At 74.3% G+C, this 26,356-nt stretch carries 17 protein-coding genes; 8 read left to right on the top strand and 9 right to left on the bottom strand.

Features of this window, described 5'->3' with window-relative positions:
* Nucleotides 1–101: 101 nt before the first annotated feature.
* From yjfF to WAA21_RS05155, 4 genes are all read right to left on the bottom strand, one after another.
* Nucleotides 102–1,145, bottom strand: coding sequence for a galactofuranose ABC transporter, permease protein YjfF (gene yjfF, locus WAA21_RS05170; RefSeq protein WP_336921700.1), 1,044 nt, complete (start codon nucleotides 1,143–1,145; stop codon nucleotides 102–104).
* Nucleotides 1,142–2,176 (bottom strand): ABC transporter permease, encoded by a 1,035-nt coding sequence (locus tag WAA21_RS05165; protein WP_442893232.1) that lies wholly within the window; start codon nucleotides 2,174–2,176, stop codon nucleotides 1,142–1,144. Before WAA21_RS05165 ends, yjfF begins: the two co-directional genes overlap by 4 nt.
* A gap of 98 nt (nucleotides 2,177–2,274) precedes the next feature.
* The gene (locus tag WAA21_RS05160) at nucleotides 2,275–3,795 is read right to left on the bottom strand and encodes a sugar ABC transporter ATP-binding protein (protein ID WP_336921698.1); all 1,521 of its coding nucleotides are present in this window, start codon (nucleotides 3,793–3,795) and stop codon (nucleotides 2,275–2,277) included.
* A gap of 136 nt (nucleotides 3,796–3,931) precedes the next feature.
* Entirely contained in the window at nucleotides 3,932–4,984 is a 1,053-nt protein-coding gene (locus tag WAA21_RS05155) for a substrate-binding domain-containing protein (protein ID WP_336921697.1), read from the bottom strand.
* A gap of 238 nt (nucleotides 4,985–5,222) precedes the next feature.
* On the opposite strand from WAA21_RS05155, the gene WAA21_RS05150 reads away from it, so the two are divergent.
* On the top strand, nucleotides 5,223–5,936 hold the full coding sequence (locus WAA21_RS05150; RefSeq protein ID WP_336921782.1) for an L-ribulose-5-phosphate 4-epimerase: 714 nt from the start codon (nucleotides 5,223–5,225) through the stop codon (nucleotides 5,934–5,936).
* The gene (gene araA, locus WAA21_RS05145) at nucleotides 5,933–7,465 is read left to right on the top strand and encodes an L-arabinose isomerase (RefSeq protein WP_336921696.1); all 1,533 of its coding nucleotides are present in this window, start codon (nucleotides 5,933–5,935) and stop codon (nucleotides 7,463–7,465) included. The genes WAA21_RS05150 and araA overlap by 4 nt, the downstream gene beginning before the upstream one ends.
* Nucleotides 7,466–7,566: 101 nt before the next feature.
* On the opposite strand, the gene WAA21_RS05140 is transcribed toward araA, so the two are convergent.
* Nucleotides 7,567–10,251 (bottom strand): family 43 glycosylhydrolase, encoded by a 2,685-nt coding sequence (locus tag WAA21_RS05140; RefSeq protein WP_336921695.1) that lies wholly within the window; start codon nucleotides 10,249–10,251, stop codon nucleotides 7,567–7,569.
* A gap of 82 nt (nucleotides 10,252–10,333) precedes the next feature.
* Entirely contained in the window at nucleotides 10,334–13,276 is a 2,943-nt protein-coding gene (locus WAA21_RS05135; RefSeq protein WP_336921694.1) for a family 43 glycosylhydrolase, read from the bottom strand.
* Nucleotides 13,277–13,759: 483 nt separating this feature from the next.
* Between WAA21_RS05135 and WAA21_RS05130 the strand changes: the two genes are divergently transcribed.
* Nucleotides 13,760–15,388, top strand: coding sequence for a xylulokinase (locus WAA21_RS05130; protein ID WP_336921693.1), 1,629 nt, complete (start codon nucleotides 13,760–13,762; stop codon nucleotides 15,386–15,388).
* A 9-nt stretch (nucleotides 15,389–15,397) separates the two neighbouring features.
* Here the strand turns inward: WAA21_RS05130 and WAA21_RS05125 are convergent, their stop codons facing one another.
* On the bottom strand, nucleotides 15,398–15,682 hold the full coding sequence (locus WAA21_RS05125) for a hypothetical protein (RefSeq protein WP_336921692.1): 285 nt from the start codon (nucleotides 15,680–15,682) through the stop codon (nucleotides 15,398–15,400).
* 126 nt (nucleotides 15,683–15,808) lie between these two features.
* Between WAA21_RS05125 and WAA21_RS05120 the strand changes: the two genes are divergently transcribed.
* Together WAA21_RS05120 and WAA21_RS05115 are read left to right on the top strand one after the other, a co-directional pair.
* Nucleotides 15,809–16,804, top strand: a complete 996-nt coding sequence (locus WAA21_RS05120; RefSeq protein ID WP_336921691.1) for an NAD(P)H-binding protein — start codon at nucleotides 15,809–15,811, stop codon at nucleotides 16,802–16,804.
* A complete protein-coding gene (locus WAA21_RS05115; RefSeq protein ID WP_336921690.1) occupies nucleotides 16,801–17,532 on the top strand; it encodes a CPBP family intramembrane glutamic endopeptidase in 732 nt (243 codons plus the stop codon). Before WAA21_RS05120 ends, WAA21_RS05115 begins: the two co-directional genes overlap by 4 nt.
* Here the strand turns inward: WAA21_RS05115 and WAA21_RS05110 are convergent.
* Both WAA21_RS05110 and WAA21_RS05105 read right to left on the bottom strand, forming a co-directional pair.
* On the bottom strand, nucleotides 17,489–17,881 hold the full coding sequence (locus tag WAA21_RS05110; RefSeq protein ID WP_336921689.1) for a TraR/DksA family transcriptional regulator: 393 nt from the start codon (nucleotides 17,879–17,881) through the stop codon (nucleotides 17,489–17,491). The genes WAA21_RS05115 and WAA21_RS05110 overlap by 44 nt on opposite strands.
* Before the next feature lie 51 nt (nucleotides 17,882–17,932).
* The gene (locus tag WAA21_RS05105; protein ID WP_336921688.1) at nucleotides 17,933–18,523 is read right to left on the bottom strand and encodes a TetR/AcrR family transcriptional regulator; all 591 of its coding nucleotides are present in this window, start codon (nucleotides 18,521–18,523) and stop codon (nucleotides 17,933–17,935) included.
* A gap of 22 nt (nucleotides 18,524–18,545) precedes the next feature.
* On the opposite strand from WAA21_RS05105, the gene WAA21_RS05100 reads away from it, so the two are divergent.
* From WAA21_RS05100 to WAA21_RS05090, 3 genes are all read left to right on the top strand, one after another.
* Entirely contained in the window at nucleotides 18,546–19,754 is a 1,209-nt protein-coding gene (locus WAA21_RS05100; RefSeq protein ID WP_336921687.1) for an MFS transporter, read from the top strand.
* Nucleotides 19,751–20,599: a pyridoxal kinase PdxY gene (gene pdxY, locus WAA21_RS05095; protein ID WP_336921686.1), complete on the top strand. Its 849-nt coding sequence runs from the start codon at nucleotides 19,751–19,753 to the stop codon at nucleotides 20,597–20,599. Before WAA21_RS05100 ends, pdxY begins: the two co-directional genes overlap by 4 nt.
* Before the next feature lie 116 nt (nucleotides 20,600–20,715).
* On the top strand, nucleotides 20,716–26,304 hold the full coding sequence (locus WAA21_RS05090; RefSeq protein WP_336921685.1) for an Ig-like domain-containing protein: 5,589 nt from the start codon (nucleotides 20,716–20,718) through the stop codon (nucleotides 26,302–26,304).
* Nucleotides 26,305–26,356: the final 52 nt, after the last annotated feature.

Genomic DNA, 26,356 nt, shown 5'->3' with positions numbered 1-26,356 from the left:
CGGGACGGCTGGACCGTGCTCACGGGGACCACCCTCTCGACGGCGGTGCGGGGCTGGGGTGGACGTGGTCTCGAGCCGGCCGGGACGCGCGGCCCCGGGGGTCAGCCCCGTCTGGCCGTGATCACCCGCTGCAGGACGACGAAGGCGAGGAGCAGCAGGCCGATGACGATGCGGGTCCACCAGGAGCTCAGCGTGCCCTCGAAGGTGATGATCGTCTGGATGAGACCGAGCTCCAGGACGCCGATCACGGACCCCAGCACGAAGCCGCTGCCGCCTGTCAGCAGGGTGCCGCCGATGACGACGGCCGCGATGGCGTCGAGCTCCAGGCCGACGCCGGTCAGGGAGTAGCCGGAACGCGAGAAGACCGCGAAGAGGAACCCCCCGAGCCCGGCGCAGGTGCCGCTGATCGTGTAGGCGAGGACCTTGGTGCGCGCGACCGGCAGACCCATGAGGGACGCCGAGGACTCGCTGCCGCCGATGGCGTAGACGGTCCGGCCGAACCGCGTGAAGTGCAGCACCACGAAGGCGAGCAGCACGACGAGGGCCGCGATGAGGACGCTCGGCGTGACCGAGAAGCCGCCGACAAGCGGCAGCCGCGTGCCCGACAGCGCCACCACCACCTCGTTGGAGATCGGGATCGACTGCAGGCTCACCACGAAGGCGAGCCCGCGCGCGAAGAACAGCGCCGCCAGCGTCGCGACGAAGGGCTGCACGTCGAAGTAGTGGATGATCAGGCCGGACACCGTGCCGATGACCGTCCCCACGAGGATGACGAGCGGGATGACGACGGGTGAGGGCCAGCCCGCCTCGAACAGCCGTGCCGCGAGCACACCGGACAGTGCTGCCACCGCGCCGACGGACAGGTCGATGCCCCCGGTGAGGATGACGAAGGTCATGCCGACGGCGATGACGATGAGGAAGGCGTTGTTGATGAAGAGGTTCGAGATGATCGCGCCGCTGACGAAGTTGTCGTAGCGCAGCCCGCCGAGCACGAACATGGCGATGAGCACGCCGAAGGTGGCCGCGAGCTGCAGGTAGCGGGCGTCGACGCGCGGCAGCCGACCGCGACGCGTGCGACGGGCCGCGGCCCCGCCGCGGGGTGCGTCCGGCACCGGTGCCGGCTTCGAGGGTGCCTGGGCGCTCATCGCGACACCGTCTCCTTCTGCGTCGTGGCGCCGGGGGCGCCGGCCGTGGCGGGGGCGGCAGCGGCAGGCCGTCGACGCCGGCGCGCGGCCAGGAGCGTCCGTCCCTTCGGCGACTGCGCGAGGACGACGACGATGACGACCACGGCCTTGAACAGGGGCGTCACCGACGGCGGGATGCCGAGCACGGTGACGCTGAGGGTCAGCGTCTGGATGACGAGGACACCGACGACCGTGCCCATGAGCGAGAACCGACCGCCCGACAGCAGCGTCCCGCCGATGACGACGGCGAGGATGGCGTCCAGCTCGATGAACAGGCCGGCGTTGTTGGCGTCGGCGGCCATCGTCGTCGAGGCGATGATGAGCCCGGCTATGCCGGCCAGCACCGCGCTGATGACGTAGACGGTCCACACCAGTCCGCGGGCCCGCACACCCGCCAGCCGGCTCGAGGAGGGGTTGATGCCGACGGACTCGATGAGGACGCCGAGGGCGGTGCGCCGGGTCAGCACGATGAGCACGACGAGCACCACCGCCGCGATGACGACAGGGACCGGGACGCCGAGCAGGTGACCGCCGCCGATCTGCCGGAAGGGAGGGCTCGTGACCGTCGTGATCATGCCGCCGGTGATGAGCATGGCGACCCCGCGGCCCGCGGTGAGGAGGACCAGCGTCGCGATGATGGGTTGGATCCCGAGCACGCTGACGAGGAAGCCGTTCCACGCGCCGAGCACGCCGCACAGCACGATCGCGAGCAGCACCGCCACCAGCACGGTGGCCGGGGAGCCGGGGTCCGGCGACCCGGCGATCCAGGCCGTCGACACCGCACCCGAGATCGCGATGACCGCCCCGACCGAGAGGTCGATGCCGCGGGTCGCGATGACGAGCGTGAGGCCGAGGGAGACCAGGAGCAGCGAGGAGCCGTTGCGGAGGATGTTGATCGGTGCGCCGTAGAGCGCGCCGTCGCGCACCTCGACGGCGAGGAAGTCCGGAGCGCGCAGCGTGTTCGCGAGCAGCAGCAGCACGAGGGCCACCAGCGGCCAGAAGAGGCGGTGCCGCGTGGCACGCGCGAGGAGGCCGGGGCCGGAGGACGCGTCGCCGGCGGGCCGTGGCGCGTCCTGCTGCGCCGGGGCGCTCACGCCGCGCTCCCGGCGATCAGCTTGATGACGCTGTCGAGCGTCACGGTCTCGTCGTTGTCGATCTCGGCCACCTTCTCCCGGTCGCGCATCACGGCGATGCGATGGCTCAGCCGCAGCACCTCCTCGAGCTCCGCGGAGATGAAGAGCACGGCGAGGCCGTCCTCGGCCAGCCGCGAGACCAGGCGCTGGATCTCGGCCTTCGCGCCGACGTCGATGCCTCGGGTGGGCTCGTCCAGGACGAGCACACGGGGCTCGGTCGCCAGCCACCGGGCGAGCAGCACCTTCTGCTGGTTGCCGCCGGACAGGTTCTTGATGAGGGCGTCCGAGTTGGCGGGTCGGATGTCCAGCGCCTTCATGTAGCGCTCGACGATCTCGTCGACCGTCGAGGCGGGCAGCTTCCGCGCCCAGCCCCGTGCGGCCTGCATGGCGAGCACGATGTTGTCGCGGACCGTGAGGTCCCCGACGATGCCCTCGGTCTTGCGGCTCTCCGAGGAGTAGGCGATGTCACGCGCCAGCGCCGCGCGGGGGGTGCGGAGCCGCGTGACGGACCCGTCGACCTTGAGGGTCCCGGTGTCGGCGCGGTCAGCGCCCGTGAGCAGGCGCGCGAGCTCGGTGCGCCCGGACCCCAGCAGGCCGGCCAGGCCGACGACCTCGCCGGGTCGGATCGCGAGGTCGAACGGGCGGATGGCGTTGCTGCGACCCAGGCCCTCGGCCTCGAGCAGGGGCTCGTCGCTCGTCACCTGGTGGCGGGTCGCGGTGTGCTCCATGGCCTCGAGCTCGTCGAGCGAGGCCCCGATCATGGCGGCGACGAGGGACCGGCGGTCCAGCTCGCTGGTGAGGTGCTCGCCGACGAGCTCGCCGTTCCGCAGGATCGTCATGCGGTCGCACAGCTCGTAGACCTGCTCGAGGAAGTGCGTGACGAAGAGGATGGCGACACCGCGGTCGCGGAGGTCGCGCACGACGCGGAACAGGGTGGCGACCTCGTCGGTGTCGAGGCTCGAGGTCGGCTCGTCCAGGACGAGGACCTTCGCGTCCACGACCATGGCCCGCGCGATGGCGACGAGCTGCTGGATCGCGAGGCTGTGGTCGCCCAGCAGCGAGCCCGGGTCGATGTCGAGGCCGAGCGACGAGAGGTGGCGGCGGGCCTGCTTGCGGGTCGAGCGCCAGTCGGCGAGGCCGAAGCGGCTCACCTCGTGCCCGAGCATGACGTTCTCCGCGACCGACAGGTTCTCGCAGAGGTTGACCTCCTGGTACACGGTGCTGATGCCGGCGGCCTGCGCGTCGGCCGGCCCGCCCAGGTGCACGACCTCACCGTCGACGCGGACCTCGCCCGCGTCGATCCGGTTGACGCCGGTCAGCGCCTTGATGAGCGTCGACTTCCCGGCGCCGTTCTCGCCCATGAGCGCGTGGACCTCGCCGCGGCGGAGCACGAGGTCGACGCCGTCCAGCGCCTTCACCCCGGGGAACGCCACCTCGATGCCGCGCATCTCCACGACGGCGGCGGGGCTGTCAGTCATCGTCGACCCTCTCCTTTGGTGACCCGTCCGGGACCGGGTGCGGTCCCGGTCCCGGACGGGTGGATCGTGCTGCCGGACGCGTGCCCGGGTCGAGCCGGTCGGCCCGCGGGTGGTCGAGCACCCGCGGGCGGGACCGTCAGTACTGGCGGTCGGGCAGCGCCTCGATCGCCTGCTCCTGCGTGAAGGACTCGTCCTCCACGACGATGCGCTTGTCGACCGGCACGCCGTTCACCACGTCGGTGATGATCTGGGCGAGGTCCGGGCCGAGGAGCGGGTTGCACTCGACGATGAAGTTGATCTTCCCGTCGGCGAGCGCCTGCATGCCGTCGCGGACCGCGTCGATCGTCACGATCTTGATGTCCTCGCCCGGCACGAGGCCGGCGGCCTCGATCGCCTCGATGGCCCCGAGGCCCATGTCGTCGTTGTGGGCGTACAGGACGTCGATGTTCTCCGCCCCCTCGGACTGCAGGAAGCCCTCCATCACCTGGCGGCCCTCGGCGCGGGTGAAGTTACCCGTCTGCGAGGCCGTGATGGTGACGTTGTCGTTGTCGGCGATGGCCTCCTCGAAGCCGGCCTTCCGGTCGTTCGCCGGCGCGCTGCCCGTGGTGCCCTGCAGCTCGACGACGTTGATCGGCTCGGTGCCGAGCTCCTCGGACACCCACTGCCCGGCGCGGCGGCCCTCCTCGACGAAGTCCGAGCCGATGAAGGAGACGTAGAGGTCCTCGTTCTGCGTGTCGACGGCCCGGTCGGTGAGGACCACGGGGATGTCGGCGGCGGCCGCCTCCTCGAGGACGGCGTCCCAACCGGACTCCACCACCGGGGAGAAGGCGATGACGTCGACGCCCTGGGCGATGTAGGTGCGGATCGCCTGGATCTGGTTCTGCTGCTGCTGCTGGGCGTCGGAGAAGGACAGCTCGAAGCCGTTCTCCTCGGTGAGGGTCTCCTGGATGGACTGCGTGTTCGCGGCGCGCCAGCCGCTCTCCGCACCTACCTGCGAGAAGCCGACGCTGATGAGCTCGCCGTCGGCGGACCCGCCCTCGCCGCCCGCGGCCGGGCTGGCGTCGCCGCCACCGGCGGCCGGGCTCGCGGCCTCGGACGAGCCGGAGCCGCCGCCGCACGCGGCGACCGAGAGGGTGAGGGCGATGGCGACGGCCGCGGTACGCAGCCGCGGCAACGTGCTGAGATTCATGAGCTCCTCCTCGAGCTGGTGACCGGCGGCGTCGCCGGAGGGGTTGGCGTGACGTTAACGTTCACAGTCCTGACGTTGTCAAGCGCTCACAAGGTCACGTCCCGGTAACGGTTGGAGTCGTGTACACCGGCACTCGCTGCCTGTTAGCGTTCACTGCGCAGACACCGCAGTCTGGAAGGACAGCCCTGTGACCGCCCATCCCGCCCCCTCCGTCCCCGCCGAGACGGCCGTCGACGGCATCGACGACGGCGGCACTGTCGACGTCGACCGCGCCGTCGCCGCCGTCCGCGCCGACGTCGCCCGCCTGCACGGCGAGCTCGTGCGCTACGGCCTCGTCGCGTGGACCGCGGGCAACGTGTCCGGGCGCGTGCCGGGCGCCGACCTCTTCGTCATCAAGCCGAGCGGCGTCTCCTACGACGAGCTCACCCCCGAGGCCATGGTCGTGTGCGACCTCGACGGCGAGCTCGTCGACGGCGCGCGCTCGCCGTCCAGCGACACCGCCGCCCACGCCTACGTGTACCGGCACATGCCGCACGTCGGCGGGGTGGTGCACACGCACTCGACGTACGCGTGCGCGTGGGCGGCCGTCCGCCGGCCGATCCCGTGCGTGCTCACGGCGATGGCCGACGAGTTCGGCGGCGACATCCCCGTCGGCCCGTTCGCCCTGATCGGCGACGACTCCATCGGCCGCGGCATCGTCGAGACGCTGGACGGGCACCGGTCCCGGGCCGTCCTCATGGCCCAGCACGGCGTCTTCACCATCGGCAGCGACGCGAGGGACGCGGTCAAGGCGGCGGTGATGTGCGAGGACGTGGCCCGCTCGGTCCACCTCGCCCACCAGCTCGGGGAGCCGGAGCGCATCGCCGAGGACGACGTCGCACGGCTGTTCGACCGCTACCAGAACGTCTACGGCCAGACGGCCGGGCAGGGCACCGAGGGAGACCCACGATGAGCACCACCACCAGCGGCGGCAGCCGCTCCGAGCAGGCCGCCGGCCCGCGTGAGATCTGGTTCGTCACCGGCAGCCAGGGCCTGTACGGCCAGGACGTGCTCGACCAGGTGGCCGAGCAGAGCCGGCAGGTGGCCGAGCGGCTCCAGGCCTCCGGGGCCCTGCCCGTCGGGCTGTCGTGGCGGCCGGTCGTCACCTCCGTCGACGCCGTGCACCGGCTCGCGCTCGAGGCCAACGCCGACCCGTCGTGCGTCGGGGTCGTCGCGTGGATGCACACGTTCTCCCCTGCCCGCATGTGGATCCGCGGGCTCGACGCCCTGCAGACGCCGCTGCTGCACCTGCACACGCAGGCCAACGAGTCCCTGCCGTGGTCGACCATCGACATGGACTTCATGAACCTCAACCAGGCCGCGCACGGCGACCGCGAGTTCGGCTACGTGCAGACCCGCATGGGCGTGGTCCGCAAGACCGTCGTGGGGCACGCCTCCGACGCCCACGTCACGAGCCGGCTGTCGGCCTGGGCGCGCGCCGCGCTCGCCTGGCACGAGTCCCGCTCGCTCACGGTCGCGCGCTTCGGCGACACCATGCGGGACGTCGCCGTCACCGAGGGCGACCGCACCGAGGCGCAGTGGCGCTGGGGCGTGCGGGTCAACGCCTACGCGGTCGACGACGTCGTCCGCGCGGTCGCGGACGTGTCCGACGCCGACGTCGACCCGCTCGTCGCGGAGTACGAGGACTGCTACGACGTCGTCGACGAGCTCCGCAAGGGCGGCGACCGGCACGACTCCCTGCGCTACGCCGCCCGCCAGGAGCTCGCGCTGCGGCGGCTGCTCGACCAGGTCGGCGCGCGCGCGTTCACGACGAACTTCGAGGACCTCGCCGGCCTGCGGCAGCTGCCGGGCCTCGCGGTGCAGCGCCTCATGGCCGACGGCTACGGCTTCGGCGGCGAGGGCGACTGGAAGACCTCCGCGCTGCTGCGGATGCTCAAGGTCGCCGGGGCCGGGCTGGCGGGCGGGACCTCCTTCATGGAGGACTACACGTACCACTTCGGCCCGGGCGAGCCGCTGAGCCTCGGTGCCCACATGCTCGAGGTCTGCCCTTCGATCGCCGCGGAGCGGCCCCGGGTGGAGATCCACCCGCTCGGCATCGGGGACCGCGAGGACCCGGTGCGGCTCGTCTTCGACGCGGCGCCCGGGCGTGCTCTCGTCAGCAGCCTCGTCGACCTCGGCGACCGCTTCCGGGTCGTGGCGAACGAGGTCGAGGTCGTCGCCCCGCCCGAGCCGCTGCCGCACCTGCCGGTGGGGCGCGCGGTGTGGCGCCCGGAGCCGGACCTGCGGACGTCGGCGGAGTGCTGGATCGTCGCCGGCGGCTCGCACCACACCGTCCTGTCGACCCAGCTCGACGCCGAGGTGCTCACGGACCTCGCGCGGATCGCACGCTGCGAGCTCGCGCTCATCGACGCCGACACCCGCCCGCACCGCTTCGAGCAGGAGCTGCGCTGGAACGAGGCGTACCACCGCCTCGTGCGCTGAGGTCGCAACGAGCGCGCGCACGCACGCCGCGCCCCGCACGCACCGCACACGAGAGGGCCACCCCGGCTGACCGGGGTGGCCCTCTCGTCGTGCGGTGGTGCTCAGCCGAGCAGGAGCACCCGGTCGATCACGTGGGCGACCTGGACCTGGCCGAGGTTGACGTCGACGTCGGTCACCGTGGCCACCGTGTCGCCGTCGGCGTCGAGCAGGCGGACCGTCCCGCCGTCGACCTCGACCGTGAGGGTCGAGCCGCCTGCGGTCTGCAGCTCGGCGCCGTCGGAGGCGAGCACCTGCTCGCTCGTCAGCGTCGCGCCCACGACCACGTGGTCGAGCAGCACCTGCTCGAGCTCGGCTGAGCTGAAGGAGCTGCGGAGCCGGCCCGCCGCGGCCTTCTCGTTCGGGACCCGACCACGTAGGGCGGCCTCGAGGGAGGCGACGAACGCGTCGTCGTCGGGCAGGAACGCGGTGAGCGGCTGCTCGGCGTCGGCGAGCACCGCGACCGGGCTGTCCGGGCGCTGCTCGAGGACGCGCTGCACCGCGAAGGACAGCAGGTCGAAGTCCGACCCGTCGGCGACCCGCGGGTTCTCCGGGCCGCTCGTGTCCGCACCCAGCACGTCACCGAGGGAGGTGTCGGTGCCGTACTCCGGCTCCTCCGGCTCCTCCTCGGCGGCGGCGAAGGTGTAGGTGTCGACCTCCATTAGGTCCTCGCCCTCGGGACCGGTGAACGTGAGGTAGACGTCGTGGACGCCCTGGACGCCGGTGAGGTCGGCGGTGGCCTCCGACCACTCCCCGACCGGGCCGTCGAGCGCCGCGGTGGCGACGACGGGGCCCTCGCGGTCGTCGAGGCGCACCTCGACGGCACCACCGGCGGCCATCGTCATGACGCGCATCGTGAGCGACTCCGCGCCCTCACCGAGGTCGACCTGCGCGAGCGACGTCCAGTCGCCCGCGTCGATGTCGGTGAGGACGAGGTTGGGCGTGCCCTCGCCGAACTGCGCCGAGGAGCCCTCGACCTGGCGGGTCGTGAGGCCCTGCCGCCACGCGATCGTCTCCGCCTCGAGCACGCCGCCGTAGACCTCGAGCGGCTTGACCTGGTCGACGCCCTCGTAGGTCCCGACGACCTGCTGGATCGTGCCGTCGTCGTTGAACTGCAGCTTCTCGATGTGGGGGCTGCGGTAGCCCTGCGTCTGGTCTCCGTTGATGCGCTTGTTGAGCGTGGGGGCGTGGTGGGTGAAGTAGTACTCACCGCCCAGCTCGAAGACCGACTGGTGGTTGTTGCCGCCCGTGCCCGCGCCGAAGAACTGCGACTGGTTGGGGAACAGCACGCCCCCGTAGGCCTCCTTGGGCCACGAGGCCGGGTCGTCGGAGATCAGGTAGGGGATCTGCCCGCCGCCCGGGTACCCCGGCAGCGGCTGCTGGTTGCCGCCGAAGTCGTTCCCGCCGAAGTGCGAGGAGTACGTGAGGTAGTACAGGCCGTTGCGCTCGAACACGTGCGGCGCCTCGAACGACACGGGGGTGTCGAGCACGAAGGCCGTCCCCTCCGTCTCGATCATGTTGTCGGCGAGCTCGATGCCGCGCATGTTCTTCGGGTTGTTGAACCGCTCGGCCGCCGGCAGCGACGTCGAGGCGGGACCGCCGCCGAAGTACAGGTACGGCTGGCCGTCGGCCGGGTCGACGAAGGGCGCGGGGTCGAACTTCCACGCCACGTCCTGCGCGCCGGGGGTGCCGCCGTCGATGAGGGTGTCGTCGCGCGGGTCGCTCCACGGCCCGAGCGGGGAGTCGCCGACGATGACGTTGCTCGAGCCGCCGCCGTTGGCGTAGTAGAGGAAGGTCTTGAGCTCGCCGTCGACCTCCTTCTGCACCGCACCGGGCGCCCACGAGTTGTTCGTGTAGGGGGCGATGCCGTTGGGCCCGGCGACCGGGATCTCGCCGTGGTCGGTCCAGTTGACGAGGTCCTCGGAGCTGATGACGGTGATCTGGTTGATGTCGCCGTAGTTGATGCCGGGCGACACCCCCGTCTCGGGGTCGGGCGCGTAGCCCTGCGTGTCGTTCGTCATGTACATGAACACGCGGTCGCCGGCCACCATGCCGAAGCCGTCGGCCCCGAACTTGTGGGAGATCAGCGGGTTGCTGTCACCGGGCAGCTTGCCGACGACCTCGACGGTCCGCGACGCGGGCGGGGGCGGCGGGGCGCCCGTGAGCGAGACGTCGTCGACGACGAAGTCCATGAGGTGCAGGTCCGGGTCGGCCTGCGGGTCCGCGGTCCACGGGGTCTCGAGGAACACGCGGGTCGTGCCGACCGCCTGGCTCGCGGGCACGGTGAAGGTGCCCTCGATGAGGGCCCACTCGCCCCGCTGGGCGACGACCGAGCCCATGTTCGTGTACGAGCCGCCGCCGTAGTGGATGGTCATGAAGAACTGCTTCGTGGCCGGCGCCGCGGGGTCGTCGTACTTGATGCGCGCGCTGAGCGCGTACGTCTCGCCCGCCTGCAGCTTCCCGGACAGGTCCTGCATGGGCCCGGAGCCGGTGGTCCCCCGCTCCTCCACCAGCACGGCGGAGTTACCGGAGAAGGCGTCGTCGGTGAGCGACAGCTCGGCCGTGTCGGTCGGGTTGCCGTTGTTGGCGAACCACGGTTCGAGGCCGTCCTCGAAGCCGCCGTTCACGATGAGCTCGTCCTCGTCGGCCGCCGCGGTGGCGGGTGCCACCGCGAGCAGGCCCACGGCGACGAGCGCCACGGTCGTGACCGCTCCGGCGCGCCGCACCGGGGGTCCCAGGGTCCTGTTCACCAGTTCCGCTCCTCTGCTCCGCCTGGCGACCTCGCGTCGTCCAGGACACTCACTGGGTCCGCGGGCTGCGCCCCGGACCGGGTCACGCGCACGAGCGGGCCTCGTAGCCCGCCTCGTACGTCGCCGTGACCTGCTCGCCGTCGACCGTCGCCTCGGCGACGACGTCGACCTCGCCGGCGGCCACGTCGGCGGCGCGCACGGGCAGCACCCAGCTGCTGCCGCGCCCCGGCGCCAGGACCGGCCGGGTCCGCTCGCCGTGCTCGCTGCTCGTGCGGACGGTGACTGGCACGTCCTCGCCGTTGGTCACCCGCACGACGAGCACGACCCGACGCCCGACGCAGCGCGTCTCCACCTGCACGTCGACGTCCAGCGCCGGCGGGGCGACCGGTTCGCGCACCAGGGCCGCTTCCGCGAGCGCGACGCTGAGCGCCCGTTCGGGGGCGTCGGCCTGGTTCTGCGTCGCCGGGTCCGACGACCGGGCGGCCCGCGCCGCGACCAGTGCCTGCTGGACGTCCTCCCACGTCCCGGCCGGGTACTCCGCGGCGACGAGACCCTCGGCGTGGGCGATCGCCGCGTCGAGGTCGGAGGTGTCGACCGGCTGCCCGTCGGTGCCCAGCACGTCGCTCAGCAGGAAGTGGTCGAAGTCCACGTGGCCGCCGGTCTGCTCGGTCGCGTAGGAGAACAGCCCGAGCCGGTGACCCATGAAGTGGGCGAGCGTGCCGTCGAGGGTCTGCGGGCCCACCCGCTGGCCGAGCTGCTGCCACTGCCGGCCGTCGAGGCTGTAGGAGAACGTCGTCCACAGCTGCCCGACCGGCTGCGCGAAGTCGAGGTCGGCCTTGAGGTGGACGACGTCCGCGTCACCGAGCGCAACGGTCGTGCCGGGCACGAACGCCTCGACCGCGGCGTGGTCGACGTCGACCGCGAAGGGCTGGGTCCGGTTGACGACGCCGAGCACGCGCTCGCCGTCGACCTGCTTCACCGCCACGTAGGAGAAGCCACGGTTGTAGGCCGCGAGCCCCGCGACGTCGCCGTCGCGCATGCCCGACACGTCGAGGGCCGTCTCCGCGGACTGGCGCGGGCCGACCGTCCGCTGCGACAGCGTGTTGCGGGCCTCCTCGAACCACGTGAGGTCCGGGTCGTCCCCGAGCTTGGTGTGCTCGTAGTCGCCGGTGACGACGCGGCCGTTGGTCAGCCGCAGCCAGCCCTCGCGCTCGGTGAGCGACCAGTACCGGTTGTCCGGCGCGTGGTTCCACTGCCAGCGGGCGTCCAGGCGGGAGCCGTTGGGGGCCAGCTCGTCGGGGTGCGGCAGGTCCGTGGCCGTGGCCTCACCGACGAGCGAGACGTCGTCGACCCGCAGGTCCATGAGGTGCAGGGCCGGGTCGGCGCCGGGGTCCGCCGTCCATGGCGTCTCGACGAACAGCCGCACGGTGTCGAGCGGCTGCGAGGCCGGGACGGTGAAGGTGCCGCGGACGGTCCCCCACTGCCCGCGCGGCACGGTGGCCGACGCGAGGTTGGTGTAGGAGCCGCCGCCGTAGTGGGCGGTGACGAGGAACTGCTTGGTGCTGGGGCTCGCCGGGTCGTCGTAGCGGACGCGCGCGGAGACGCGGTACGTGACGTCGTGCTGCACCCTGCCGGACAGGTCCTGCAGCGGGCCGGCCCCGGTGGTCGTGCGCCCGGTGACGAGCGCGGCCGCCTCGCCGGAGGCCGCCTCGGTCGTCGTCGTGAGCTCGCCGGTCCCGTTGACGACCCAGCCCGTGGTGCCGTCCTCGAACCCGCCGTTGCTCACGAGCTCGACGCCGAGCAGCGACTCGTCGAGCTCGGGGGGCTCCGGCACCTCCCACTGCTCGTCCATCCACGGGCGGTGGGGCGCGTCGTTGGCGAAGTCGTCGGACACGACGAGGCTGTGCAGCCGCTCGCGGCGCACCTCGTCGGGCTCGAGCGTGATCGGTGTGTCGAAGGAGTCGCCGACCCGGACCACGCCGTCGTCGCCGAAGGTCGGCCAGCCGTCGGACCAGGTGGCCGGGATGAGCGCCGGGATGCGGCCGACCGGGAAGCTGTCACGGAAGAACATGCCCCACCAGTCGGTCCCGCCGTCCTCGGCGGCCACCGGCACGAGGCTGCCCTGGGCGAAGCCGTCGGAGTCCAGCACCCCGCGCGCCTCGTAGGGGTTGCTGCCGTCGGCCGTGGCGTAGCGACCCAGCAGCTCCTCGGAGCGGAAGAGGACCACCTGCCGCCCCTGGCCGGGCGGCCACGTGATGATGACGACGTAGTAGTGGCCGTCGATGTACTGCACCTGCGCGCCCTCGAAGAGCCCGCCGAGGAAGTCGCTGCCGGGGTAGTCGGCCGGGCGGATGATCTGCGGGTACTCCTCGAGGACCGTCGTGAGGTCCTCGTCCAGACGCACGGCGCTCGTCGACCCGGAGCCGTAGAACACGTACGGCGTCCCGTCGACGTCGAAGAACAGCGACGGGTCGTGGAAGGCACGACCGAGCGGGGTGCGCTCCCACGTGCCGTCCTCGATGTCGTCGGTCCGGTAGATGTAGGAGCCGCCGAGGTTGTTGGTGTTGAACGCCACGTACCAGGTGCCCTCGTGGTACCGCAGGGACGAGGCCCACTGGCCCTGGCCGTAGGAGTTCTGCCCGTTGCGCAGCGAGAACGCGTCGCCCGGGCCGAGCCGGTCGAAGACGTAGTTGACGATCTCCCAGTTGACGAGGTCGTACGACTTCATGATCGGCGCACCCGGGCTCAGGTGCATGGTCGTCGAGATCATGTAGTAGACGTCGCGGCCCTCGCCGCTCTCGGCCGCCGGCAGCCGCTCGACCGACACGTCGGGGACGTCGGAGCGCAGCAGCGGCACCGTGTAGGTCCCGTCGCCCGCGTCCGTCGACGTGTACCCGCTGTCGGGGTCCCACGCCGGCGCCGCGTCCGCGCCCGCGGGTGCCGCGCCGACGGCCGACGCCGCCAGCACCGCCACGGTCGTCGTGAGCGCGGCCGCGAGCCGCCCCGTCCTGCTCCGTACCGTCATCTGCGTCGTCCCCTCGTCGTCGAGTCCTGTCCCGTCGCGTCCGCGCTGCGGCTCGTTCCGCGCACGGCAGGGCGAGCGGGTACGGCGCCGGCCGTGTCGCACGCTCACGCCTGGGACACGTCGCGCCCCGGTGCGGTCCGGGCGCTCGCTGCACCCGGGTGTGAGCCGGTCCTCCTCGACCTGGCGTCGTCCTCGCGGTCCTGCCGGGGCGGCCGCCCGACGGTCCATCCCATTCGTTCGGCTGTACCCCAAATGATTGTTAGCGGGAACAGCGGGGGGTGTCAAGAGGTGACGGGCACCGGGACAAGACGGGTGTGCGGGGCGGAGCAGTCCCTGGGCCCTGGTCGCCGCCCCTCGCCCTGCGCGCGCACCCGAGGGGCGCGGGCCCGTGGCCCGCGGGCGGGCCGCACCCGCCTGTTATCGTTCACAACCGCGGCGGCCCGCAGTGGTCGCCTCCCAGCCCGAGGTCGAGGAGGACACCGGATGAGCGGCGGCGGGGCTCGCGCGAGCCAGGACGACCGGGGGGCGACGGACGCCGTCGGCGTGCTGCGCGACGGCCGGGCGGCGCTCGGCATCGAGCTCGGCTCGACGACGATCAAGGCCGTGCTCGCCGACCCCGACGGGGCGGTCCTCGCCGTCGGCCGCTCCGCGTGGGAGAACGCCTACGTCGACCGCACGTGGACCTACTCGCTGGAGTCGGTCGAGAGCGGCCTGCAGGAGTGCGTCGCGGACCTGCTGCGCGACTGCGAGGACCGCCACGGGGTACGGCCGACGGCGCTCGGGGCGCTCGGGGTGTCGGCCATGATGCACGGCTACCTCGCCTTCGACGCCGAGGGCCACCTGCTCGTGCCGTTCCGCACGTGGCGGAACACGAGCACCGGCGCCGCGGCCGAGGAGCTCACCCGCGAGCTCGGGTACAACGTCCCGCTGCGCTGGTCGGTCGCCCACCACTACCAGGCGGTGCTCGACGCCGAGCCGCACGTGGGCGACGTCGACCACCTGACGACGCTCGCCGGGTACGTGCACCGGCGCCTCACGGGGCGGCACGTGCTCGGGATCGGCGACGCGTCCGGCATGTTCCCCGTCGACCCCGTCACGGGCACGTACGACGCCGACCGGCTCACGCGCTACGACGCGCTGCTGGCCGCGCGCGGCGTCGGCCGTCCCTTCGCCGACCTGCTGCCGGACGTCCTGCCCGCGGGCCGCGAGGCGGGCCGGCTCACCGAGGCCGGCGCGCGGCTGCTCGACCCCACGGGCGGGCTCGTCGCCGGTGCGCCCGTCGCCCCGCCGGAGGGCGACGCCGGCACCGGCATGGTGGCGACGAACGCCGTCGCGCCGCGCACCGGCAACGTGAGCGTCGGCACGAGCATCTTCGCCATGGTGGTGCTCGAGCGGCCGCTGGAGCGCGTGCACCCGGAGATCGACCTCGTGACGACGCCCGCGGGCGACCTCGTCGCGATGGTCCACTGCAACAACGGCGCGAGCGAGCTCGGCGCGTGGGCCGGCCTGCTCGGCGAGCTCGCCGGCGCCCTCGGCCACGACGGCGGGGCCGACGCGGTGTTCGCCGCGCTGCTGCGGGCCGCGCTCGACGGCGAGCCGGACGCCGGCGGCGTCCTCGCGTACAACCAGCTCGCGGGCGAGCCCGTGCTGGGCTCGGCGGGGGGCCGCCCGCTCGTGGTGCGGACCCCCGACAGCCGGCTGACGCTGGCGAACTTCGCCCGCGCGCAGGTCCTCGGGGTGTTCGCGACGCTCGGCATCGGCATGGAGACGCTCGCGGCCGAGGGCGTCGCGCTCGACGTGCTCGTGGCGCACGGTGGCCTGTTCCGCACCGAGGGCGTCGCGCAGCGGCTGCTCGCCGCCGCGCTCGGCACGCCGGTCGCGGTGGGCGACAGCGCGGCCGAGGGCGGCGCGTGGGGCATGGCCGTGCTCGCGGGCATGCTCGTCGACGGCGGGGACCGCGACCTCGCGGCCCACCTGGGCGAGCGCGTCTTCGCCGGTCAGGAGCCGGTGGTCGTCGCACCGGACGACGCCGACGTCGAGGGGTACCGCACGTACCTCGCGCGCTACCGCGCCGGCCTCGCGGTGCAGGCCGCCGCGGTCGAGGCGCTGTAGGCGCCGGCCTCAGGGCAGCAGGAGGGGGAGCGTCCCCGCGAGGGGGCCGGGCACGGCGTCGGCGAGGAGCACGAGGAGGCCGGCGACGACAGCGCCGAGGGCCACGCCGTCGCGCGGCCCCGCCAGGGCGCGACGGGTCGGGGCAGTCCCGCCGCCGGCCGGGGCAGGCCCGCCGCGGCGCACGCGCTCGGTGACGGTGGGCAGCGGAGCGTCCGCCGTCACCGGGGTCCCGGTCGGGACGGGGCGGACGGAGGGGCGGGTGGCCGGGGTGCGGCGCGTTCCGGTGACGGGCACGGACGTGCTCCCTCCTCGGCGCGCGGACGCGACGCCCTCCTCGTCAGGGTCGACCGTCGCCGGGGTCCGGACCCGGGACCGAGGTCCCGGGTGCCGCCCGGACGGAGCAGCCCCATGCTGGAGGGCATGAGCGAGGAGAGCAGCGGCCGACCGCTCACCGTCCTGGTCGCGGGTGCGTCCGGCTTCGTCGGCTCGCGGCTGTGCACCGCGCTCGTCGAGGCCGGCCACGACGTGCGCGCCATGACCCGGCACCCCGACGACTACGACGGCGCGGGCACCCCGGTCGCCGGGGACGTCGCCGACCCCGACAGCCTGCGCTCGGCGCTCGACGGCGCCGACGCGGCGTACTACCTCGTGCACTCCCTCGACTCCGACGACTTCGAGGAGAAGGACGCGGAGGCGGCCCGCAACTTCGCGGGCGCGGCGGGCGAGGCGGGGCTGCGGCAGGTCGTCTACCTCGGGGGGCTCGGCCGGGAGGACGAGAACCTGTCGGCGCACCTGCGCTCCCGGCGCGAGGTCGAGCGCATCCTCGCCGAGGGGCCCGTGCCGGTCACCGTGCTGCGCGCCGCGGTCGTCGTGGGCCACGGCGGCATCTCGTGGGAGATCACGCGCCAGCTCGTCGAGCACCTGCCCCTCATGATCACCCCGCGCTGGGTCGACACCCGCACGCAGCCGGTCGCCCTGCCCGACGTCGTCCGCTACCTCGTGGGCGTGCTCGACCTGCCCGAGGCCCGCGGGCGCACGTTCGAGGTCGGCGGGCCCGACGTGCTGCGCTACGTCGACATGCTCCGGCAGGCGGCGCAGGTCGAGGGGAAGCGGCTCCCGCGGGTGCGCGTCCCCCTCCTCACCCCGCGGCTGTCGTCGTACTGGCTGGCCTTCGTCACCGACGTCGACCTCTCGACCGCCCGCAACCTCGTCGACTCCATGACGAACGAGGTCGTCGTCACCGACCACTCGATCGAGCGCCTGCTGCCGGGCCGCACGCTCGGCTACCGCGAGTCCGTCGAGCTCGCGCTCGCCGAGCGGCGCGCCGAGGAGCAGGCCGACGAGCAGGCCGGGCGGGACGAGGACACACCCGGCGACGGGCGCGCGGGCGGACGGCGCCCGGCCACGACCCGGTGACCACGGCGCCGGTGCCGCTGTGGCGGCGGGTCCTCGCCCCCCTCGCCCCGGCGCTCATCGACAAGGTCGAGCGCGACCACACGCAGCCGGACGCGGAGTTCCGGCGCCGCCGGGTCGTCGTCGCCGTCGTCCTCGTCGTCGGCGCGGTGCTGCTCGGGGTCTCCCTCGCGGTCCGGCCCGGTGACCCGGCGTTCTACCCCCTCACGCTGGCCACGGCGGCGGTGTGGGTCGTCGGCGGCATCCTGTCCGGCCCGCTGCACCTCGGCCACATCCCGTTCCGGGGCACGCTGCGCCGACCCGTCGTGACCCCGGTGCTGCTCGGGCTGGCCGTGGGGCTCGTGTTCGTCGCGGGCGCGCTCGTCGTGCGGCAGGTCCCGCTGGCCGCGGGCTTCGTCGACGACGTCCTCGCCCACTTCTTCGCCGGTGTCGTGCCGCTCGTGTGGACGGTGGCCCTCGTCAACGGCGTCGCGGAGGAGGTGTTCTTCCGGGGCGGGCTGTTCGCGGCCATCGGTCGGCGCCGGCCCGTGCTCATCTCGACCGCGGTCTACGCGCTCGCCACCGTGGCGACGCTCAACCCGGTCCTCGTCCTCGCGGCGGTCGTGCTGGGCGCCGTGCTCGGCCTGCAGCGCCGCGCGAGCGGCGGCATCCTCGGCCCCGTCCTCACGCACGTGACGTGGTCCAGCGTCATGCTCCTGCTGCTGCCCCGCCTGTTCGGCGACGTCGGCTGAGGCCTGACGACGACGACGCCGCCCGGGCGCAGGCGATGCACGTGCGGGCCTGCGGGCGCGCCTCGAGCCGCTCGGGGTCGATGACCCCGCCGCACTCCTCGCACGTGCCGCGCTCGCCACGCGCCTCCGCCTGCATCGCCGCCCGCAGCGCGGCACCGGTGGCCCGCACCTGCTCGAGCAGCGCGACCACCTGCTGCCGCTCGAAGGCGATGGTGGCGCCCTCGGGGTCGTGCTCGTCGTCGGCGTTCGAGTGCTGCGACGCCGTGACGACGCGGTCGAGCTGGGCGAGCAGCCGCTGCTCCTGCTGGGCGTTGGCCGCGAGCCGCGCGGACAGGTCCCCGGTTCCCACGCACTCACCGTGGCAGGCGCCACCGACAGCCCGGGCGCCCGGGGGCGCGGGTCAGGCGAGACCCGTGCGCCGCAGCACGCGGTCCACGAGCGCGAGCTGGCGCTCGGGCGGGTAGCGCGCGGGGTCCGAGACGGCGTAGACGGCCACGCCGTCGACCGCGCTCAGGACCTCGTCGGCGAGCAGGTCGAGCGCCTCGGCGTCCTGGGCCCCGGCGTCCGCCCGGTCGCTCAGGCGGGCGTGGAGCTCGGCGACGAGCACGTCCTGCGCGGCGGCGTAGCGCAGCGACAGGCGGGCCGCGAGCTCCGGGTCGCGCGCGGCGGCCTGCACGCCGACGAGCCAGACGGCCAGCTCCTGCCGCCGGTGGCCGTCGAGCGGCAGCATCTCCGCGAGACCCGCGCGCAGGCCCTCGCGGCGGGTCGTGGCGACGAGCCGGGCCATCGACTCCTCCACCGCCGCACCGACCGTCGCGTCGAGCAGCTCGCGCCGGTCGGCGAAGTGGTGGGTCACCGACCCGGTCGTGCAGCCGGCCTCCGCGGCGATGCGGCGCATGGTCGCGCCCTCGAGCCCGTCCCGCTCGAGCACCCGGTAGACCGCCGCGACGATCGCGCGGCGGCGGTCCGCGGAGTTGACCGTCCCTGCCATCCGCCCTACCGTAACAGTCGTTATGCATAACGAACGTTACGCCGGGTCGTCCCGTGACCGCGTCCTCGGGCTGGCCGCCGTCCTCGCCTCGACGGCCGGGCTCGGGCTGTCGTACGGCATCGGCTACACCGTCACGACGGTCCGGTTCGCAGAGTGGGGTGCGGCCGGCTGGCTCGTGGGGCTCGCGGGCGCCGTGCCCGCCCTCGCGGTCGTGCTGCTCGTGCCGTTCGCGCCGCGCCTGGTCGCGCGGGTCGGCGCGGTCCCGGCCATGGTCGCCGGCGCCGCCCTGGTCGGCGCGACGTTCCTCCTCATGCCCGTCCTCGAGGGCGTCGGCTGGTGGCTGCTGCTGCGCCTGCTGTCCGGCGCCGGGCTCACGCTGCCGTGGCTCGTGGGCGAGACGTGGATCAACACCGTGGTGCCCGACCGGGTCCGCGGCCGGGTGCTGGCGGTCTACGCGATGCTGCTGTTCTCCGGCTGGGCGGCCGGCCCGCTCGTGCTCGAGCGGACCGGCACCGACGGCTGGGCCGGCTACCTGGTCGGTGCCGGCGCCACCGTCGTGCTGTGCGTCCCGCTCGTCGCCGCGCGCCGCCTGGCGCCCGCCGTCGGGTCCTCCGGCCGGTTCTCCCCGCGGACCGTCGCGGCCCTCGCGCCGCTCGCGCTCGCCGCGGCCGTCGTCGGGGGCGTCGCGGAGTTCGGCTGGATCTCGCTCCTGCCGGCGTACGCCCTGGACGCCGGGGCCGGGTCGACGGCGTCGCTGCGCCTGCTCACCGTCCTGCTGGTGGGCGGCATCCTGCTGCAGCCGCTCGTCGGCTGGCTCGCCGACCACGTCGACCGCACGCAGGTCCTGGTGGGGCTGGGCGCGGCCCTCGCCGTCGTGAGCACCGCGCTCGCCCCGGTCGTCGCGGCCGCCGGGCCGGCCGCCTTCGCGGTCGCCTTCGTGCTGGGCGGGGTCGTCATGGGCTTCTACGCCGTGGGGCTCACCATGCTCGGCGAGCAGGTGCCGCCGGCCGTGCTCGCCGCGGCCAACGGCGCGTTCCTCGTGGCCTACGAGACCGGGGCGACGGTCGGGCCCGTCCTCGGCGGTGCGGCCACCGACCTGTGGCGCCCGCACGGCCTCGTCGTGCTCGTCGCCGCGGTGGGCGTCGCCTTCGCCGTGCTCGCCCCGCGCCTCGCGTCCCGGCCCGCGCCGGAGCCCGGCGAGCGCCCCCGCGCCCGTAGCCTGCCCGCGTGAACGTCCTCTCGATCCAGTCCCACGTCGCGTTCGGGCACGTCGGGAACTCCTCGGCCACCTTCGCGCTGCAACGCCTCGGCACCGAGGTGTGGCCCGTGCACACCGTGCAGTTCTCCAACCACACCGGCTACGGCAGCTGGCGGGGCCGGGTGTTCGACGGCGCGTCGATCGACGAGGTCGTCGACGGGATCGCGGAGCGCGGCGTGCTCGGCACGTGCGACGCGGTGCTGTCCGGCTACCTCGGCTCCGCAGACGTCGGTCACGCCGTGGTCGGGGCGGTCGCGCAGGTGAAGCGGGCCAACCCCGACGCCGTCTACTGCTGCGACCCGGTCATCGGCGACGTGGGTCGCGGGGTCTTCGTGCGACCGGGCATCGAGGAGCTGCTCCGCGACGTCGCCCTGCCCGTGGCCGACCTCGCGACGCCCAACCACTTCGAGCTCGACCTCCTCACCGGCCGGACGACCGGCACGCTGGAGGAGGTCGAGGACGCCGTCTCGGACCTGCAGTCACGCGGGCCGCGTGTCGTGCTCACCACGTCGCTCGACGTCGCGGACACCCCGGCCGACGCCGTCGACCTGCTCGCCTCCGAGGGAGGGCGGCACTGGCGCGTCCGCACCCCGCGGCTCGGCCTCAGCGTGAACGGCGCCGGCGACGCCACGGCCGCGCTGTTCCTGCGGCACTGGTCGGTGACGGGCTCGGCCGCCGAGGCGCTCGCCGCGACGGCGGCCTCGGTGTGGGGGCTGCTCGCGCGGACCGAGGAGGCGGGCTCGCGGGAGATCCTCCTCGTCGCCGCGCAGGACGAGCTGGTCCGCCCGAGCCGGCTGTTCGACGTCGCGGAGGTCTGAGCCGGCGCGGGCACACCGCCGGGCGGGTGGTCCGGACGGGTGGCCCGGACGGGTGAACCCGAAGGTCCTACCTCCTGGCGCCGATACCCCCTCGTCCGTCCCGGTCGAGGAGTGCCATGTCCGTCCTCACGCTGCGTCGCCGCCCGGCGCGCCTGTCCGCCACGTCCGTCCTGCTCCTGCTCGTCGGGCTGCTGGTGACGGTCTCCGCGGGGTCACCGTCCGCGACGGCGGCCACCACCGGCGCCCGCTGCGGCGAGGCCGGCACGCCGTCGGTGGTGGCGCTGCACAACCCTCACCTGTACGTCGACACCGCGGTCGGCCTGTGGTCGTCCTACGCCGGCTACCGCGTGCAGGCGGGCCCGACCGCGCGGCACGGCCTGTGGCTGCAGCTCGGCGACTTCTCCGGCGGCGTCGTGACGCTCGCGCCGGACCAGCCCGACGCCGTCGCGCTGCCCGACCTCGCGGGCGGCTCCGCGACGACGCAGTACCTCATGCTCGCCGCCTCGCAGGCCACGACCACGCCGCAGACCCACTCGGTGACGGTCCTCGACGGCCCGCCCGGGGTCGGCGAGGTCGTGTGCTCCCGCACCTTCACGTTCCTCGACGTCGTCGACACCATCAAGGCGCTCGCCAACAAGGTGACGTCGGTGAGGGACGGCGGCGCCGGCGGCACCGCCACGATCGGCGAGACCGTGAGCGTCGAGGTCCGGGGCAACACCGGGACCCTGGGCGCCGGCCCCGCGAACGACCCGGGCGTGCTGCAGTCGACGCCGAACGCGCTGCGGGAGTTCCCCGTGTCCGCGTGGCGGCTCGAGCGCACGGAGATCACCATCTCCCCCGACGGCGTGCAGTCGGCCCGCACGTTCACCGACCGGCTGTACCTCACCGGCGCCTCCGGCCCGGCCCGGGAGTACACGACGCGCTACACGTTCCGTGCCATCGGCCCGACGCCGACGCGCGCCGAGGTCAAGCCGATCCAGTACATCGCGAGCGGCACGCAGGTGAAGCACACGGACGCCGGCGGCGCGTCGCTGTACTCCCTGCCCGCGGTGTCGCCCGTGGCCACCACGACCGTCGCGAAGGCCGTCACGTCCCCGGCCGACGCCATGCTGCCGAGCGGCGGCGGCACCGCGTCGTACCGCGTGGTGGTGAGCAGCTCCGGCGCGTCCCCCACGAGCGTCGACTACGTCCGGGACACCCTCCCGACCGGGGCGACCTACGTGGCGGGGTCGCTGCGCGTGGACGGCCGCGAGGCCGCGGAGCCGGCCGTCGCCGGCCGGGTGCTCACCGTCCCCGGCCCGTTCACCGTTCCGGGCCTCGGCGCGCGCGTCCTCGAGTACGACCTGGTGCTGCCCGCGACCGCGGGCAGCCACACGAACAGCGCGGTCGCCCACTACGGCCGCCAGGTGCTCGACGCGAGCGCCGACGTCACCGCGTCGGAGCCGGCGACCGCGACCGTCACCGTCCGGGGCACCGCGGGACCCCTCGCCGCCGCGGACACCGCCACGACGACCGCCGGGACCGCGGTCGGCGTCCCCGTGCTCGCCAACGACTCCAGCCCGTCGGGCCTGCCGCTGCGCGTGACGGCGGTCGGCACCCCCGGCACCGGCACGGCGGTGCTGACCGGCGACGGCGACGTCGTCTACACCCCGGCGCCGGGCGCGTCCGGCACCGCGACGTTCACCTACCAGGTGACCGACGGTGTGGGCACGTCGACCGGCACCGTCACGGTGACCGTCGCGCCCCAGGCCTTCGACGACCGGTACAGCACGGGCAAGAACACGGTCCTCACCGCCACCACCAGCGTGCTCGCCAACGACGCGTGCACCTCGTGCACCGTGTCGCTCGTGAGCGGGCCCGTGATGAACGGCTCCCCCAGCGGCAGCCTCACCCTGCAGTCCTCGGGCACCTTCACCTGGACCCCGCCGAGCAACACGACGGGCACCATGACCTTCGTGTACCGGGCGACGGCGCCCGCGGGCGGGTCCTCGACCGCGACGGTGACCGTCGAGCTCAAGGACCTCGCACCGGACTACGCGACGACGCCGTTCCAGACGCGGGTCGGCATCGGGGTGCTGGCCAACGACCCCGGCTGCACCGGCGGCTGCAAGCCCAACTCGATCAACCCCGCCCCGGCCCGTGGCACCGCCGCTGTCAACGGCAGCCTGATCGACTACACGCCGGCGAGCGGGCTGTGGGGCCTCGACACCTTCTCCTACGGCACGACCGGCTCCAGCGGCAGCAGCCTCACGCCCGTCACCGTCCTGGTCGGGCCGCCGGCGACGACCGTCACGACCACGTACGCGAGCGCCGTCCAGGTGCCGCTCCCGGCCGGGCTCGGCTGCCCGGGCTGCCGCTGGTCGGGGACGACGGCCCCGGCGCACGGCTCGCTCGCGGTCGACGCGACCACCGGCCGCATGACGTACGAGCCCGCCGACGGCTTCGCCGGCGCCGACTCGTGGACGTACACGACGCTCGACCCCGTCTCCGGGCTCCGCGTGACCGGCACGGTGAGCGTCGTGGTGGGGCCCGACGCGGTCGACGACTCCGCCCGCGTCCTGCTCGGCGGCAGCGTGGAGGGCGACGTGTCGGCCAACGACGACTGCCCCGCGACGTGCACCCGCACACTCGTCACGCCGCCCGCGAGCGGCACGCTCACGCTCGCCGCGGACGGCACCTTCCGCTACGTGCCGGGCTCCGACATCGGCACCGTGACGGCGACCTACCGGGTGACGAGCTCGGTGTCCGGCACCGCGAGCGACACCGCGACCCTCACCGTCCGGGTCGACGGCGCCGTGGACGACACGGTGACGACGCGCGCCGGCGAGCCGGTGACCGTCGACGTCCGCAGCAACGACCCGTGCACCGCCTGCGCGCTCGTGTCGGTGGACCGGCCGAGCGCCGGCAGCGCCGATGTCGTCACCGACGGCTCGGGCCGCCGGGTGGTCCGCCTCGTGCCGCCGGCGGGCTTCTCCGGGACCGCCCGTGCGACCTACACGCTGGGGTCAGGCGCGGCGACCACGTCGGCGGTGCTCGTGGTCCGCGTGCTGCCGGTGGCGGTCGACGACGTGGTCCGCACGACGCTCGGTACCGACGTGCAGCTGCTGCCGGCCGCCGACGACGTGTGCGCGGGCTGCCGCGTCACCGCCGTGGGCCCGCCCGGCTCGGGCTCGGTGAGCCGCAGCGGCGACATCGTCACCTTCTCCCCCGTCGACACCGGCACGACGTCGTTCACGTACGACGTCGCCGACTCCGGCGGCGGCACCGCGGCCGGGACCGTGACGGTCCACGTCAGCGCGCCGCCCGCCGTGGCCGACGACGAGGCCGAGACGACGGCCGGCGCGCCAGTCACCGTCCCCGTCCTCGACAACGACGAGTGCCCCGGCTGCGAGGTCTCGCTCGCGACCGACCCCGCCCGCGGCACGGGGTCCGTCGACGTCGCCGGTCGCGTCGTGTACCTGCCGGGCCCGGGCGTGAGCGGACGGGACGAGCTGCGCTACTCGGTGCTCGACCCCGCGACCGGCGCCACCGTGGAGGCCACGGTGCGGGTGCTCGTCGCGCCGACGACCGCTGACGACGCGGCGGCCACCGGCGTCGGGGTGCCGGTCGACGTCGACGTCCTCGCGAACGACGCCTGCACCGGCTGCGTGCCGGTCGTCGAGTCGGTCGACGGCGCCGCCACCGTCTCCGTGGTCGACGGGCTGGTCCGGGTCGCGCCCGACGCCGGCGTCACCGGCACGGTCACCGTCGGGTACGCCGTGACGGACCCGGCGACGTCGCGGCGCGCGAGCGCCGTGCTGCGGGTGGAGGTGAGCGACGCGAGGCCCGACTCCGCCGCGCTGGACCACGGCGAGTCCCTGTCCGGCCTCGACGTGCTCGCGAACGACACGTGCCCCGGGTGCACGGTGACGACGGTCGGCCCCGCGACGTCGGGCACGGCCGGCACCGACGGCGCCACCGTGTCGTGGACCCCCGCCGCGGGCAGCGCGGGCGTCGTCACCTTCTCCTACACGGCCGGTGACGGCCACGGCGTCGCGGTCACCTCGACGGTGCGGCTGCTCGTCGCCCCGGCCGACCGCACGGTCCCCGTGGCACCCGGCGGCACGGTCGAGACGCGGGTGCTCACCGCCGAGCAGTGCGACCGGTGCGCCGTGCGCCTCGCGGTCCCGCCCGTCGAGGGCGACCTCGACGAGGACGGCCGCGGCTGGTTTCGCTACTCGGCGCCCGACGGCTGGACCGGCCCGGACTCGCTGCGCTACCGGGTGACGGACACCGTCACCGGCCGGGGGGTCGAGGCCGCGGTCTCGTACGTGCCGGGCGAGCCCGAGCCGGAGCCGACCCCCGAGCCGACCCCCGAGCCGACGCCGGAGCCCAGTGTCGAGCCGTCGGTCGAGCCGTCCGTCGAACCGTCCGTCGAACCGTCGGTCGAGCCCTCGGTCGAGCCGTCGGTCGAGCCCTCGGTCGAGCCGAGCGCGGAGCCGAGCACGGAGCCGAGCACGGAGCCCTCGGTCGCGCCGAGCGTCGAACCGTCGGTCGAGCCGTCCGCCGAGCCGTCCGCCGATCCGAGCGATGGACCGACCAGCGAGCCCAGCCCCGAGCCGTCCGTCGCGCCGAGCACCGGGCCCTCGGTCGAGCCGAGCACCGAGCCGACCACCCAGCCGTCCGTCGAGCCCAGCGTCACCCCGACACCCGACCCGACGCCGACCGCCACCACGCCGACCACGCCGACCACGACCCCCAGCCCCACGCCGACCACCACCACCCCGACCACGACCCCGACGACGACCCCGGCCCCGACCCCGAGCCCGACGACCGGCACGGCCGACGTGCACGGCCTCGTGTGGTTCGACCGCGACGAGGACGGCCGCTTCGACACCGGCGAGTGGCCCCTGCCCGGCGTCACCGTCACGCTCGCCCGCGCCGAGCAGCTCGCCGCGGCCGGCCCCGTGCGGCGCGCCGCGACACCCGTGACCACCCGCACCGCCGCCGACGGCTCCTACCGCTTCGCGGGCCTGCCCTCGGGGTCGTGGGTGGTGACGGCGAGCGTCGACCTCGCGGGCTTCGCCTACACCTCCGACAGCGACGGCCGCCTCGACTGGTCCGTCGCCGTCACGACCACGACCGGCCGCTCCGCGGTCGCCGACTTCGCCGGCACCGGCACCGGCGCGGTGCAGGGCACCGTCGTGGTCGACGGCACGACGACCGCGGTGCGCGACGCCCCCGTCACGTGCCGCTGGGCGGGCCTCGACGACCGGCTCGGCACCGACGACGACGTCGTCATGACCACGGTGTCGGACGGGCAGGGCCGTTTCGCTCTCGCCGAGCTGCCGTACGGGTCCTACTCCTGCACGGCCACCGACCCCGCGACCGGTGCGACGTCGGCGCCGGCCACGGCCGACGTCACCTCCGCCGCGCCCGTGACGGCGAGCCTGCCCCTGCCCCCCGCGGTGCCCGGCCCCACGCCCACGACCGCGAGCCCCACGACGGACCCCGCGCCGGCCCCCCACCCCACGCAGACCGCGCACCCCACGCCGACCACGCACCCCACGCCGACCACGCACCCAGCCGGCGGGCAGCACGGCGCGCTCGCCAGGACGGGCGCGTCGGTCACCGTCGGCCTGCTGCTCGCGCTGCTGCTCGTGCTCGGCGGGGCCGGCATGGTGGCGGCGGGCGGCCGGGGCGCGAGGCGCGAGCGGGACGCCTGAGGCCGTCACGACCGGTGAGGGCCGGTGGACGCAACGACGCGGCGCGACGAGC

The organism is Aquipuribacter sp. SD81 (assembly GCF_037153975.1).
Classification (GTDB): domain Bacteria; phylum Actinomycetota; class Actinomycetes; order Actinomycetales; family JBBAYJ01; genus Aquipuribacter.
Note: the sequence above shows the minus strand (reverse complement) of the source record. Positions and strands in the feature narration are given on the sequence as shown.